Raw genomic sequence first — 13,767 nt, forward strand, 5'->3', positions numbered from 1 at the left:
GCATCTTTGTTTCAGCCGCTGAACCTGGCCGCGACAATGGGATGAACGGAGCCTTGTGCCTCTTTTCCAGAGTAGAAACCGGAGCCGGAGTTGCAACCGGGGCCAGATCGGCAATCGGCTCCGTGCTGCTGGCAGCCTGCCTGCTGATAGCGGTGCTCGTCCTGTCGGCAAATCGGGCAGAGGCCCATGGTGCCAGCGGGGAGGCGCAGATCGCGGTCTCGGTTCAGGACATGGATCAAGATGTGGCGGGTAGCCGCCCTGCGGATCATTGTCATGGCAGCTCGCTTTGTGGTGGGGTTGCGGTTCTGTTGGGCAGCTGGCCGTCGATGCAGCCCGATCCGCGGAACTTTCGTCCTGATCTGCCGTTGATGCTGCTGCGACCGCTGGCCATCACCGGGTTTGAACCACCGCCGCCGCGTGGCCGGTCCTGAAGACTGATCCTGCGCATGTGACGCGCATTCTGGACCTCAATCGGGAAAACAAGATGACATGTTCCAAACTGCTTACCGGCGCTGCATTGGCGTCGCTCATTTCCGTGGCTGCCTATGCGCATAGCGGCGCCACAGGCGTTGTAAAAGAACGAATGGATGGCATGGATGCCATGAAAGCCAGCATGAAGCTGCTGGCGCCGATGATGCAGGGGCAGACGCCCTATGATGCTGCGGTGGTTCGCGAAGAGGCGCAGACAATTCAGACCCACGCAGGGGAGGTCCTGACGGGGCTGTTTCCCAAGGGATCCGACGGGCATCCCTCAGACGCCAAACCCGAGATTTGGGCCGATTGGGAGGGGTTTGCCGATCTTGCGCTGCAATTGGAGACCTATTCCGAAGGTCTGGCCCTGGCAGCCGAGAACGGCTTGATGATGGCCGGTGCCGAGGGGACGGGAATGATGTCGAGCGGGGCGATGATGGGGGCCACTGCGATGGGAGCAGGAGGCATGATGGGCGGTCAGATGATGGGGGGACCACGAAGCGCCGAGGCCCTGCAGCAGATGCCTGCCGATGCTGTCTTCACCATGCTGAGCCAAACCTGTTCGGCCTGTCACACCCGTTTTCGTAAAGAGTGAGAGGGGGAGACATATGTTCCGTTATCTCCTTGCTGCCTCGGTGACGGTGACGGCCGGGCTTGCCGCGGTGGCGGCCTGGCCGATCGGCACGAGGCCGAGTGCGCTTGATCTGGACGGCGACGTCGCCCGCGGAGCCTATCTGGCAAGGGCGTCGGGATGTATCGCGTGCCATACAGATTTTTCCAACGGTGGCGCAGCGCTTGCGGGTGGGGCGAAGATCGAAACGCCGTTCGGGGATCTCTACGCGCCCAACCTCACGTCGGATCGCGATCATGGGCTGGGCAGCTGGACGGTCGACGTCTTTGCAAAGGCTGTTCGCCAAGGCGTGTCTCCGGAGGGGCTGCCCTATTATCCGGCGTTTCCCTACCCGTTCTACGGTAATTTCACCGATCAGGATATTGCCGATCTCTGGGCGGCATTTCAGACCGTTCCCCCGGTGGCGCAGCCATCGAGGCCGCCGGAAATGGCGTTTCCCTTCGACCAGCGATGGGGGCTGAAGCTCTGGCGTCTGGCGTTTCTTGAACCGCCGCGGACAGATCCGGTCGCCGGAAAGGATGATCTCTGGTCACGTGGTCGGCTGCTGGTCGAGGGGGCCGCGCATTGTGGCGCCTGTCATACGGGCCGCAATCTACTCGGCGCGCGGAAGACGGGCACCGCACGTTTCAAGGGCAATGATGCCTTGCCGGGGGGAGGAAAGGCACCTGCCATTGATCCCCCATCTCTTCTGGCACGCGGTTGGAGCGTCGACAGCCTGGCCTATGCCCTTGGTACGGGGGTGATGCCGGATGGCGACGTCTTTGGCGGGACGATGGGCGAAGTTGTCCTATATGGAACCGCATTCCTGACCGACACGGACCGCAGGGCCATGGCGACCTACCTGCTTGATGACCAGCCCGGTGCGTGATGAGCGCGCCGAACAGCAGTTCCAGAGATAGAAGGAGAGACGGTATGATCCTTAACCGCCGACAATTCCTGGGGGGCGCCAGTGTCATGGCGCTTTGGCCCCGGACCAGCGCTGCGGCTGCCGCGCCGCGCCTTCTTGAAGCGAGACCAAGCCGCGTGCAGCTGGTGCCGCCGGAATTTGGCGACCACCCGGAGACAGAAGTCTGGGGGTTTGATGGCACCGTGCCCGGCCCCCTCATCCGTGCCCGCCAGGACGAGCTGCTGCAGGTCCGCCTGACCAACAGCCTGCCGCAGCCAACAGCCGTACATTGGCATGGGCTGCGGGTTCCCAATGCCATGGATGGCGTGCCCGGGATGACACAGGATGCCGTCCTGCCCGGCGATGGGTTTCTCTATGAATTTCCGATGAGGGATGCGGGGACCTATTGGTATCATTCGCACAATCAGTCGACCGAACAGGTGGCGCGGGGGCTCTACGGCGTGTTGGTTGTCGATGAGGCCGACGCCCCGGATATTGACCAGGATATCGTGGTTGTCCTTGATGACTGGCGTCTGAGCGAGACGGCGCAGATCACCGATGATTTCGGCGCGATGCACGATTGGACCCACGCGGGGCGGCTGGGCAATTTCATCCATGCCGCCTTGACGCCGCAGGTCTCTGAGGTTCAGCAAAATCAGCGCCTCAGGCTGCGGCTCGTCAATGTGGCGACGGACAGGATCATGGCGGTATCGCTGCGTGGCGTGACCGGCAGAATTGTGGCCCGCGACGGGATGCCGCTGCAAACCCCCGAGGATCCCGGCATCATGGTTCTGGGGCCGGCGGAACGGCTGGATATCATCGCGGATGTTTCGGCGGCACCGGGTGAGAACGTCCAGATCGTTCTCCATGAAGGCGAGACCGGTTATCTGTTGCAGGAGATCGACGTAAGCGGCCGTCATGCCGACGCCGCGCGCGGCGCGGTCGCGGCATTGCCGGACAATCCGGTCACACGGCTGGACAGTCTGACAGAGGCGCGCAGTGTTCCCTTGGTCATGGAGGGAGGCGCGATGGGCGGTCTGCGCCAGGGCCGTTACAAGGGGGAACTGCTGACATCGCGCGAGCTGGTCGCGGCCGGGCAGATCTGGACATTCAATGGCGAGGCAGGGTTGCCGGCCGAACCGATGGTGACAGCCGAGAGAGGCGAAATCATCCGGATCCCCATCGAGAACAACACCGCCTTTCCCCATGCGATCCATCTGCATGGCACACATTTCCAGGAGGTGCTGCCAGACGGAGGTTTCGGCCCGCTGAAGGACACCCTGCTGATGGCACGTCAGGAAACCCGCGAAATCGCCTTTATCGCGGATAATCCGGGCGACTGGCTGCTGCATTGTCACATGCTTTCGCATCAGGCCGCCGGTATGAAGACCTGGCTGCGTGTCAGATGACGAAACACGTCCGAAGCAGAACAGACCGCTCCGGCCAGACCCTTGGCTGGTGCGGTTAAGGGGGGGAGGTGTCTGCACCGGCGGGTCAGTGCCGCTTTGGGCGTATTGCCGGTGAGGGCGAAAAACTGCAACTCTGGTATTGACCTTCCAGTCGCTGGAGGCCCTACATCAGCAGCAACATAGAGTTTATTGGTGTTGTCATGACGGAAAATCTTACTACCCGATTTCAAATTACGGGCATGAACTGCGCCTCCTGCGTGGGCCGCGTGGAGCGTGCGCTGGCGGCCGTCCCCGGTGTGTCGGAGGCGACCGTCAATCTGGCCAGCGAAAGCGCCCGCGTCAGCCATGATGCAAATGTCACGGCTGCGGATCTGGCCGATGTTCTGGAGGGGGCAGGCTATCCCGCCGTGACCGAGGAAGTCACGCTGGAGATTGCGGATATGTCCTGCGCGTCCTGCGTCGGTCGTGTGGAGCGGGCATTGCAGAGCGGTGATGGTGTGCTGACCGCATCCGTCAATCTGGCGGCAGAGACGGCCACGATCCGCTATGCGGCGGCGGCGATCACCCCGGCAGAAATTGCAGCCCTCGCAACCGAAGCGGGCTACCCGGCGCAGGTGAAATCGGCGGAGATGTCTGACCAGCAGGACCGGAAAGCGGAGGAAATCCGCAGTCTGGCACGACGCACCCTGTTGGCCGCGGCGCTTGCCCTGCCGGTGTTCATCATAGAAATGGGTAGCCATGTCATTCCGGGGATGCACCACCTGATCTCCTCTACCATCGGGTTGCAGACCAGCTATTACCTCCAGTTTGCATTGACCCTGATTGTGCTGTTCGGACCGGGCTTGCAGTTCTATACCAAAGGCTTCCCGGCGCTGTTCAAGGGGGCACCGGATATGAACTCGCTTGTTGCGCTGGGAACCTCTGCCGCTTTCGGGTTTTCTTTGGTGTCCACATTTGCGCCCGATCTCCTGCCGACGGGCACCGCCAATGTTTATTACGAGGCGGCGGCGGTTATCGTCGTCCTCATCCTGCTGGGTCGTCTGCTGGAGGCACGAGCCAAGGGTCGGACCGGTGAAGCGATCCGCAAACTTGTGGGATTGCAGGCAAAAACCGCGCGGGTTGAACGTGACGGCAGGGTCGTGGAACGGCCAATCGACGACATCGTGGCGGGCGATACCGTGCATGTGCGCCCCGGGGAAAAGATCGCCGTGGACGGGGTTGTGCTCAGCGGGGCCTCCTATGTCGACGAAAGCATGATCACCGGCGAACCGGTCCCGGTTGAAAAGACCGAGGGCGCGCAGGTCGTCGGTGCGACCGTCAATGGCACAGGTGCGCTGACGTTCCGGGCCGAGAAGGTCGGCAGCGACACCATGCTGGCCCAGATCATCCGCATGGTGGAACAGGCGCAGGGTGCGAAATTGCCTATTCAGGGACTTGTGGACCGGATCACACATTGGTTCGTCCCTGCTGTCATCGCGGTTGCGGCGCTGACGGTTGCGATCTGGTTCCTGTTCGGGCCGGATCCGGCGTTGAGCCTGGCTCTGGTTGCGGGTGTTGCGGTGCTGATCATCGCCTGCCCCTGCGCGATGGGGCTGGCCACGCCAACCTCGATCATGGTTGGCACCGGGCGCGCCGCAGAACTGGGTGTCCTGTTCCGCAAGGGCGATGCGCTGCAAATGCTGCAGGAAACCACCGTTGTGGCGCTGGACAAGACCGGCACGCTGACAGCGGGGAAACCGGCGCTTACGGATCTGAGACTGGCGGAGGGCCGGCAGGAAACCGATGTGCTGGCGCTGGTTTCCGCAGTGGAGCAGCACTCCGAACACCCGATCGCCGAGGCCATCGTGCAAGCCGCCCAGTCGCGCGGGCTTCAGATACCTGCAACGACATCCTTTCAGTCCATCACCGGCTATGGGGTGAGGGCGGAGGTTGACGGGCATCAGGTGCTTGTTGGTGCCGACAGGCTGATGGTCCGGGACGGCGTGGAACTTGGCGCCCTCGCCGAGCAGGGCAGGGCGCTGGCGGGCAAGGGGAAAACACCGCTCTTTGCCGCCATCGACGGCAAGATTGCCGCCGTGATCGCAGTGGCCGACCCAGTAAAGCCCACCACCCCGCAGGCCATCGCGGAGCTTCACCGGCTTGGGCTGAAGGTGGCGATGATCACCGGCGACAATGAGGTCACCGCAAAAGCGATCGCTGCGGATCTCGGGATTGATCATGTGGTGGCCGAGGTTCTGCCCGAAGGCAAGGTTGCCGCGCTGGACGATCTGCGCATGGGGAGCGGCAAACTGGCCTTTGTCGGCGATGGGATAAACGACGCGCCCGCCCTGGCTGCCGCCGATGTTGGCATCGCCATTGGCACAGGCACGGATGTCGCCATCGAAGCTGCCGATGTTGTCCTGATGTCGGGCGATCTGACCGGGGTCGTGAATGCGTTCAACCTGTCGCAGCGGACCATGAAGAATATTCGTCAGAACCTGTTCTGGGCGTTTGGCTATAACACCCTGCTGATCCCGGTTGCAGCGGGGGTGCTCTACCCGTTCGGTGGACCGCTTCTGTCGCCGGTGCTGGCCGCCGGGGCGATGGCCTTGTCGAGCGTTTTTGTCCTGACCAACGCGCTGCGGCTCAGATGGGTGCGCCCGTCGATGGCCCCCTCAGAAGCCGCCGCGCGGCCGGAACCGGGCGCTGTCGCCGCCCGGGCCTAGCGCCAGCTCAACGCCACGGGCATGAGCGGCCAGATCAGGCGCGGCAAATGTAGATCAACTGCGATCCAATGAGGCAGGCAGCGGTGGTTGCCTGCCTCAGCTTATGACAGACCTATGCGTGTCGGGATCGAGCGCCGGGTGGTGCTTAGCTGGGGCGGGCACTCAGGCGGTGGCGCCCCGCCCAAGTGCGGCTGCCACGGTGGCTGCCAGATCGTGCGGGTGCGAAGGTTTCTGCAGGAGCGGGGCCTCAACCGGGCCCATCTCGGCGGCGGTGAAACCGATGTAGCCCGACGTGTAGACAACCGGGACGCCCGGTCTCAGGGCGCGGATGCGGCGGGCCAGTTCAAAACCACTGATGGAGCCCGGCATCACCACATCGGTCAGCAGCAGATCAATAGACGCCTCACGCCCTGCCAGATCCAGCGCCTGCTGCGCCGATGACGTCGCAAGCACCTGATAGCCAAGCTCCTCCAGCACGCCGCTCATCATCGACAGCAGCTCGGGTTCGTCCTCCGCCAGAAGAATGGTCTCGCCATTGCCGCGGATCGCCGCACCGTCGCTGACGGGCGCTTCACGCTCGCCCTGTTCGGTCCCGCGCGGCAGGATCATTTGCACGGTGGTGCCGATGCCGGGTTCGGAATAGATCCTGAGATCACCATTGGCATTGCGGGCAAAGCCGTAGACCATCGACAGGCCCAGCCCGGTGCCCGCAACGCTGCCTTTGGTGGTGAAGAACGGGTCGGTGCAGCGGGCCACCGTTGCCTCGTCCATGCCGGGGCCATTGTCGGTGACCGACAGTTCCACGTAGCGATAGATGCCGGGTTCTGAGCCGGGTGCGGCGCTGTTGTCATGATCGCTCTGGTCCGCGTCTAGGTCGTCGTCGGTCGAGAGCACCGCGCGGGCCGTCAGTGTGATCCTGTCACCGCGACCGCTGTGCAGTATCGCATCCCGGCTGTTCAGCACCAGATTCATCAGTGCCGTTTCCAGCTGGGCCGGATCACAATAGACCCGCAATCCGGGGTCAACCGGATCGCAGGCGAGCTGGATCCGTTCCTCGATCATGGAGCCGATCAGCTCCTCGAAATCTGCAAAAACCTCATCGACAGGTTTGGCCACGGCAAGCCCCGGCTGGCGTTTGGCAAAAGCCAGCAGCCGAGCTGTCAGCGCGCGGCCCTTGTCGATTGCGCCAGCTGCAACGTTGAGAAACCGCGCCCTGCTGTCCGGCGTCTCGGAGTTGCGCGCCAGTTCCACGGCGTAGAGCATGGAGGCCAGCAGATTGTTGAAATCATGGGCGATCCCGCCGGTGAGCTGGCCGAGGGCATCCAGCCGATTCTTGCGTTCGCTTGCCAGTCGGTTGCGTTCTTCGCGGGAAATATCGTCGATCACCAGAACCAGCGAGATACCGTGTTCCTCATTGTCCAGAACGGCGCTTGTGACGCGGACATAGCGATAGTCCTCGCTGTCGGCGTGGCGGCGCAGCAGATGGGTTTCGCCGGTCAACACATGGCCTGAGCGGGCGCGGCGGATCGGGTCGGCGCTGTCTTCAAGCGGGGTGTTGCTTTCACTGTCGAGAAAATCGATGTCCTGCGGCCAGGCGAAGGGCACCGGTTGCGAGACACCCCCCAACATGCGACGGGCGCGGCGGTTGATGCGAATGATCTGGCCGTCGCGATCCAGTGCGACAATACCGCTGGTGGCGGCATTCAGCACGGTTTCCAGCTCGTCGCGGATCTCGGCCACCTCAGCGGCTTGTCTGGCCTTTTCAGCGGCGGTGCGGCGTCGGGCGCGCAATTGGCCAGTGCCAAGAATACCCAGCAGGCCCAGAACACCGCCCACAAGGCCATAGCCCAGCAGCGCAAGCCGGTCCGAGGTCCAGAACACTGCCGGTTCAAAATACTGACGGCGCAGCTCGGCGTAATCGGCGGACACCAGATATTGCGGCAGGGCCAGATCCAGCTTGTCGCGGATCTCGCCCAGACCAAAGCGCAGCGCGGCAGCGCGTTCCGTGGTCAGCAGCGCGGGGAGCGCCTCGGTTATGCTCTCAGGATCGCCCCATCGCGCCGCCGCCAGGGGCAGGGTGTCAGATTGATAGATCACCGCGTCGATCCGCCGATCCTGCAACGCCGCCAGCAGGTCCCTGGCCTCTGCCATCGCAACGATGGTCCAGCCATTGGCGGTTGCCAGCGCGATCGCGGCTGCGTTGTCTGAGCGCAGGCCGATGCGGCGCCCTTGCAAATCCTCGGGCCGCCTCAGCTCTGCGGCATCCGCCGGACGGGTAAAGACGGATTGATCCGTGGCCAGAATGGGATGGGCAAAATCCATCCTTGCAGAACGTTCGGTCGTGATGCTGGCGGCGGGCAGGATATCGTAGGTGTCCGACTGCGGCCCACGCCGCCAGTCGTCGTCGCTGATGCTGTGGAATGCCAGTTTCAGCCCGGTGCGCCCTGCCAGATCGCGTAGGGTCTCGACGCCAAAACCTGAAAAGCTGCCATCCGGTTCGATCACCTGATAGGGCGGCGCGTGGCGCACGCCGACGCGAAGCACCTCGGGGGCGGGCAGTGGAATGTCCAGAAAATACTTGCGCAGCAGATTATCTAGTCGACGGTCGCCTTCGATCCGATCTAGCGCGGCTTCGATGTCAGGCAGCAGGTCGGCACGGCTTTGATGCAGGGCGATGAACCTCTCGAACTGCCGCAAGGGCGGGTTCAGGAAGCTGACCCGGCCATCAACGGACGCCAGTTTCGCGATGTTGAAAGCGACGGGCTCCGGGATCAGCACGGCGTCAACCCGCTCTGACAGCAGCGCCATGATTGCGGCCTCGGGTGATTCGAACTCCACGGCCGTGTTGCGCGCGAGAAAGGCCTGCTGCTCCGATCCGACAGCCGGGGGCACGATGCCCACCCGCCTGCCGCTGAGCGAGGTGGTCGAGAGGGATTGCGCCTGTGCGATACGGACCATCGGGCGCAGGGTTTCACGCGAAATGCTGCGGGAAAACACATTGGTGTCACGCAGTGCGGGCAGCTGTGCAATGCCCGCGATCATATCGGTCCGCCCGGTGGCCTGTGACTCGACGAACTCGCGGCTGGTGGACAGCGGAACCAGCGTGATGCCGGTGCCGAGTTCGCCCGCGATCTCCTCGGCGAGCTCAACCAGGAACCCGTTTGCCTGCCCATCAGGATCCAGCTGCGCGAAAGGCGGGATCGGCAGCACACCGATCCGGAACGGCTCCGGGGCCTGCTGCGACCACACGGGCGGGGCTATGGCAAGAACCGCCAGTAAGGCCACGCCGCGCCAAACCTGTCTGATCATGTCTCGAACGCTCCGCCTTGCCTCTGCCCGCCTGATGCTGCCCGCCTGATATCGCCGGTCCGATGCCGTCAGGCTACCACCTGTCCGGGCGCAATGTCGGATCAAACCGACCAACAGTTGCAATCAAAACGAATTGTCGCAGCCAACACAATTGATCAATCCCGGGCTGGCCGTTAAAACCGATGCGGCATGGGAAACATCAGCAATCCGGTCGGCGTTTCGGCGCAGTTATGTGGTACTGGTCCGTTTGAAAAGGGAATGCGATGGCAAATCTTCTGGTTCTCGAAGACGACGAGGTTTTTGCCGACCTGTTGCAGGTCTCGCTGGAGCGGGCCGGGCATTTCCCGATCTTCTGCGCGGACGCAACTCAGGCCATTGCTCAATACGATGAATATGACTTCGATCTGGTAATCGCCGATCTGATCGTAAAGAAAAACAACCGTTCGGTGCCGGATGGCGGCGTGATCCTGCTTGCCTTCCTGCAGGGGCGTGCCCGAGAGGGCCACAAGATCCCGCCGGTTATCTCAATGTCCGGTGCAACCAAAGCCCCGGGGCTGGAGAATCTGTTGGTCACGTCACGTGATCTTGGGGCCACGGCTTCGCTGACCAAACCCTTTGAACCAATCGAGCTGCTGTCCCTGATCGACGAGCTGCTGGAGAGCGAAGTCTGATCGGCGCCACCAGAAACCGGGGCGCCGACCGTTTTTTCGGAGCCTGATCAGTCAGCGCCGCTGCATGCTGCGGGGCATCTCTGACAGGATCTCGGCGCCATCTTCGCGCAGGATCACGATCTCCTCCAGACGCACGCCGAAACGGTCCTTGAGGTAAATCCCCGGTTCGATGGAGAACACATTGCCTGCGCGCAGCTCAACCTCCGATGTCGCGGTGATATAGGGCGGTTCATGCACGTCGATGCCCAGCCCGTGGCCGGTGCGATGCAGGAAGTGCGCCCCATAGCCGGCGGCGGCAATGGTATCGCGGGCGGCACGGTCGACCTCACTGGCGCGCACGCCGGGTTTTGCCGCCTGAACAGCTGCCTTTACCGCGGCCTCGACCACTTCGAACACCTGCTCATATTCCGCTTCCGGTGTGCCGAACCAGCCGCAGCGGGTCATGTCAGAGGGGTAGCCATTCAGACGGCATCCCGTGTCGATCAGCACAGCCATATCGCGGCTCAGCCTTGTGTCCCCGGTGTGGTGATGCGGGAAGGCGCCATTGGCGCCAAAGCCGACGATAGTGAATTCCGCGCTGGCGCCATGGGCCTTGTAATATTCATGCAGGATGGCCTGCACATCCAGCTCGCTCATGCCTTCTTCGAGACGGGAGAACGCTTCGGTCACGGCGGCATCATTCAACAGATGCGCGGCCTTCAGCGCGTCATATTCTGCGGCGTCCTTCATCGCGCGCAGCAGGCCAACTGTATCATCGGTAAAGCGGCGGCTGGGCGCGTCCATCGCATCCAAAACCCGCAGGGCAAAATCGGCGCGCATGGTTTCATCCAGCACCACCGACAGGCCGCCAGCTGTGGCATCGCAGTCGCTCAGCAGCGTGGCAAGGGCCGCATCCGGGCCTTCGTCATCCGACCAGCAGCGAAATGGCAGGTCGGTTGCCGTGCGCGCGGCATCAGCATTAAGCGCCGGCATCAGAAATCCCGCATGGTTCTGGCTGACCATCAGCATCACCGGGCGTTCGTCGCCATGGGGGTTCACACCCGACAGCCACATCATATGGCTGGAGGGGCCTAGCACCACCAGATCGGTGGCGGTTTCTGTCATGCGGTGACGCAGCCGGTTCAGCCGGTCTGCATAGGGGGGCGTTGTCATCTATCTGGCTCCTGCCGCGCGCCCGGTTGTGAGGGGCGGGGCGTCTTGATTGCGGTCGACATTGGAAAAAGGGGGCCGGCTCATGTCAGCACCGGCCCCGAGCGGCCTGCCCCCGTCAGACAGGGGACAGGCCTAGGCACCAGGGGGCGCCGGGGATCAGTTCTTTTCCACCAGACGGTAGAAAACAAAATCAGAGGTCGCACCGTTCACATAGCCCGAGACATCCGCGTCCATCGCCACCTGATAGGCCGCCTGGAACATGATCACGATGGGGGAGCTTTGCTGCACGTCGGCCTGCAATTCGCGGTACATCTCCAGCCGTTTTTCAGGATCTGCCTCGGTGAGGGCGGCCTTGGTCTTGGCGTTCATCTCCTCCGGCACAGCCCAGGCGTTGCGCCAGGTGGTGGTCGCCGCATAGCTGTCGTCCGAGTTGTCGGAATTATAGGCAAAGGCCTTGGCGTTGGAATGCGGGTCCATGAAATCCGGGCCCCAGTAGAGCAGCATCGCCTCATGGCTGCGCTCGCGATATTTGGTGATCACCTGGCTGCCGGTGCCGGGGAGGATTTCAAAGTTGATCCCCGCGTCGGCAAAGCTGGCCTGTAGGGACTGCGCCATATCGGTAAAGGGGGCTGCATTGATCACATCCAGCGAGACGGTGATCGGGGTTTTGATCCCGGCGTCGCTGAGGATGGACTTGGCCCGCTCCGGGTCATAGCCGAAAGGGGTCTCATCGTAGGAGCCGGGAAAGCCCTTGGGCCAGAACGCCTGATGGATCTCCATCTGGCCGTTGATGATGGTATCGGTCATCCCCTTGTAATCCACCAGATAGCGCGCGGCCTCCCAGACGGCCGGATCGGTCAGACTGTCGGTTTTCTGGTTGAAGGACAGGAAATGCACCGCGGCCTGCGGGTAGGTCTCCACCTTGATGGCGTCGCTGTCAAAGCCGCGGATCTGATCGGGCGTCAGGTTGCGGGCCATGTCGATATCGCCGGATTCCAGCAGCAGTTCCTGCGTCGCCGCCTCGGCCACATGGCGGATGATGACGCTCTCCATCTTCGGCGCGCCTTTGAAATAGGCGGGGTTTGCCGCCAGCCGCACCATCTGCGCCGGGCGGTAGCCCTGCAGCTTGAACGGGCCGGAGCCTGCGGCGTTTTCATTCAGCCAGCCATTGCCCATGTCACCGTCCACGGCATTGGCCATCACCACCTCTTTGTCCACCACCGAGGCGGGGCGGGCGGCCAGTACGTTCATGACAAAGGCGGGTGAGAAATCGCCTTCGTATTTGATGGTGATGCTATTGCCATCTGCGGTGACCATCTGATCGACATTCTCCGCCGTCCAGCCCAGCTGCGCCAGAATAAAGGCGGGGGTCAGGTTCAGCTTGATCACCCGGGCAAGCGAGAACACCACGTCCTCGCTGCGCACCGGATTGCCCGAGTGGAACACCGCATCATCGCGCAGGGAAAAGCGGATGGTCTTGGCTTCCGCGTCGATGTCCCAGGCGCTGGCAAGGCCCGGCGCCAGAACGGTGGGATCCTCGGCGTCATATTGCACCAGCCGGTCGTAGAGGTTGGTCACCAGCTCGCCCGAGGTGAACTCATAGGCCTGTGCGGGGTCAATGGCGACGATATCGTCGATGTTCTGCGCCACGATCAGCGCATTGGCGGGCGTATCTGCAACAGCGCCGCTCGCCAGGGGCAGGGCCATCACGCTGGCCAGCAAGGCGGATTTTACGAGGTTCATGTCAGTCTCCCTGTTTTGATGTCTTGTTGTCTGCCGCATCGGCTCTGCCCATTGGGGAGCGATCCGGGTTACGGCAGGTTGGGGGTATTCTTGCTGTGCAAAACGCTGAGCGTGCCGGTCCACAACAGCCGCGCGGGCTGTTCGGTCGGATTGCTCCAGGAATGTGAGGTAAGGCCGCTGTAATGCAGGCTGTCGCCGGCGGTAAGGCGGAACACCTGCCCGTCCAGCGACTGGTCGATCTCGCCCTCCAGCACATAAAGCATCTCTTCGCCCTCGTGGCTGACCTCTTCGGAGACGTATCCGGGCGGGACATACAGGATGTAGCTGGACAGCTCCGCACCCGGAAACTGCGCGCCGAGCGCCTCATAGGTGAGTGACGATCCCGCCAGTGAAAACTGCGTGCGCGTTGCCGCCCGCGTCAGCGCATCCGACGGCTTGGGCGTGGCGATGAAATACTCCAGCCCCACCTCCAGCGCTGCGGCAATCTGCGCCAGCGTGCCCAGCGTCGGGGTGGCGTTGTCGCGCTCCACCTGGCTCAGATAGCCCACCGAAACCCCGGCGGTATCACCAAGCGCCTGAAGCGTCAGCCCCATCTGCTTGCGCCGCTTGCGGATCAGCGCGCCTAGCATCGGCCCCGTGCTGCTGCGGGTCTTGGCGGGTTTGGCGGCAGGGCTGGCAGGGGTCATCGGTGGCTCTCGGTTTGGGCTTGCTTCGGGCAGCTTAGGAAAAAAAATTATTGTGAAGCAAAAAAATTTTGCTATCGAGAAAAATAATATTTATGCCTGATGGT

Annotated in this window: 10 protein-coding genes; 6 read left to right on the plus strand and 4 right to left on the minus strand. The window is 62.8% G+C overall.

Annotation, left to right across the window (positions count from 1 at the left end; all coding sequences use genetic code 11):
• From VXL81_RS11710 to VXL81_RS11730, 5 genes are all read left to right on the plus strand, one after another.
• Nucleotides 1-431: hypothetical protein (locus tag VXL81_RS11710; protein WP_416554361.1), on the plus strand; the 431-nt coding region annotated here is incomplete at its 5' end.
• Between the two features lie 53 nt (nucleotides 432-484).
• On the plus strand, nucleotides 485-1,066 hold the full coding sequence (locus tag VXL81_RS11715) for a c-type cytochrome (protein ID WP_416554363.1): 582 nt from the start codon (nucleotides 485-487) through the stop codon (nucleotides 1,064-1,066).
• Between the two features lie 13 nt (nucleotides 1,067-1,079).
• On the plus strand, nucleotides 1,080-1,970 hold the full coding sequence (locus tag VXL81_RS11720; RefSeq protein ID WP_416554365.1) for a c-type cytochrome: 891 nt from the start codon (nucleotides 1,080-1,082) through the stop codon (nucleotides 1,968-1,970).
• A 44-nt stretch (nucleotides 1,971-2,014) separates the two neighbouring features.
• Nucleotides 2,015-3,397, plus strand: a complete 1,383-nt coding sequence (locus VXL81_RS11725; protein WP_416554367.1) for a multicopper oxidase family protein — start codon at nucleotides 2,015-2,017, stop codon at nucleotides 3,395-3,397.
• A 200-nt stretch (nucleotides 3,398-3,597) separates the two neighbouring features.
• Complete coding sequence (locus VXL81_RS11730; protein ID WP_416554369.1) at nucleotides 3,598-6,102, plus strand: heavy metal translocating P-type ATPase; 2,505 nt, start codon at nucleotides 3,598-3,600, stop codon at nucleotides 6,100-6,102.
• 162 nt (nucleotides 6,103-6,264) lie between these two features.
• On the opposite strand, the gene VXL81_RS11735 is transcribed toward VXL81_RS11730, so the two are convergent.
• The gene (locus VXL81_RS11735; protein WP_416554371.1) at nucleotides 6,265-9,411 is read right to left on the minus strand and encodes a transporter substrate-binding domain-containing protein; all 3,147 of its coding nucleotides are present in this window, start codon (nucleotides 9,409-9,411) and stop codon (nucleotides 6,265-6,267) included.
• Between the two features lie 263 nt (nucleotides 9,412-9,674).
• On the opposite strand from VXL81_RS11735, the gene VXL81_RS11740 reads away from it, so the two are divergent.
• A complete protein-coding gene (locus VXL81_RS11740; RefSeq protein ID WP_416540927.1) occupies nucleotides 9,675-10,082 on the plus strand; it encodes a response regulator transcription factor in 408 nt (135 codons plus the stop codon).
• A 51-nt stretch (nucleotides 10,083-10,133) separates the two neighbouring features.
• On the opposite strand, the gene VXL81_RS11745 is transcribed toward VXL81_RS11740, so the two are convergent.
• The 3 genes from VXL81_RS11745 to VXL81_RS11755 form a co-directional block, all read right to left on the minus strand.
• Nucleotides 10,134-11,234 (minus strand): M24 family metallopeptidase, encoded by a 1,101-nt coding sequence (locus VXL81_RS11745; protein WP_416554373.1) that lies wholly within the window; start codon nucleotides 11,232-11,234, stop codon nucleotides 10,134-10,136.
• A 156-nt stretch (nucleotides 11,235-11,390) separates the two neighbouring features.
• Nucleotides 11,391-12,977, minus strand: a complete 1,587-nt coding sequence (locus VXL81_RS11750; protein ID WP_416554375.1) for an ABC transporter substrate-binding protein — start codon at nucleotides 12,975-12,977, stop codon at nucleotides 11,391-11,393.
• Nucleotides 12,978-13,045: 68 nt separating this feature from the next.
• Entirely contained in the window at nucleotides 13,046-13,663 is a 618-nt protein-coding gene (locus tag VXL81_RS11755) for a helix-turn-helix domain-containing protein (protein WP_416536559.1), read from the minus strand.
• Nucleotides 13,664-13,767: the final 104 nt, after the last annotated feature.

Origin of the sequence: Phaeobacter sp. JH204B (assembly GCF_048055755.1) — a bacterium.
In the GTDB taxonomy this organism is placed as follows: Bacteria; Pseudomonadota; Alphaproteobacteria; order Rhodobacterales; family Rhodobacteraceae; genus Phaeobacter; species Phaeobacter bryozoorum.

Excerpts from the sequence above, each read along its gene's own strand:
- VXL81_RS11745 (WP_416554373.1), bottom strand. The coding sequence starts at position 11,234 with ATGACAACGCCCCCCTATGCAGACCGGCTGAACCGGCTGCGTCACCGC.
- VXL81_RS11735 (WP_416554371.1), bottom strand. The coding sequence starts at position 9,411 with ATGATCAGACAGGTTTGGCGCGGCGTGGCCTTACTGGCGGTTCTTGCC.
- VXL81_RS11725 (WP_416554367.1), top strand. The coding sequence starts at position 2,015 with ATGATCCTTAACCGCCGACAATTCCTGGGGGGCGCCAGTGTCATGGCG.
- VXL81_RS11720 (WP_416554365.1), top strand. The coding sequence starts at position 1,080 with ATGTTCCGTTATCTCCTTGCTGCCTCGGTGACGGTGACGGCCGGGCTT.
- VXL81_RS11750 (WP_416554375.1), bottom strand. The coding sequence starts at position 12,977 with ATGAACCTCGTAAAATCCGCCTTGCTGGCCAGCGTGATGGCCCTGCCC.
- VXL81_RS11740 (WP_416540927.1), top strand. The coding sequence starts at position 9,675 with ATGGCAAATCTTCTGGTTCTCGAAGACGACGAGGTTTTTGCCGACCTG.
- VXL81_RS11730 (WP_416554369.1), top strand. The coding sequence starts at position 3,598 with ATGACGGAAAATCTTACTACCCGATTTCAAATTACGGGCATGAACTGC.
- VXL81_RS11715 (WP_416554363.1), top strand. The coding sequence starts at position 485 with ATGACATGTTCCAAACTGCTTACCGGCGCTGCATTGGCGTCGCTCATT.
- VXL81_RS11755 (WP_416536559.1), bottom strand. The coding sequence starts at position 13,663 with ATGACCCCTGCCAGCCCTGCCGCCAAACCCGCCAAGACCCGCAGCAGC.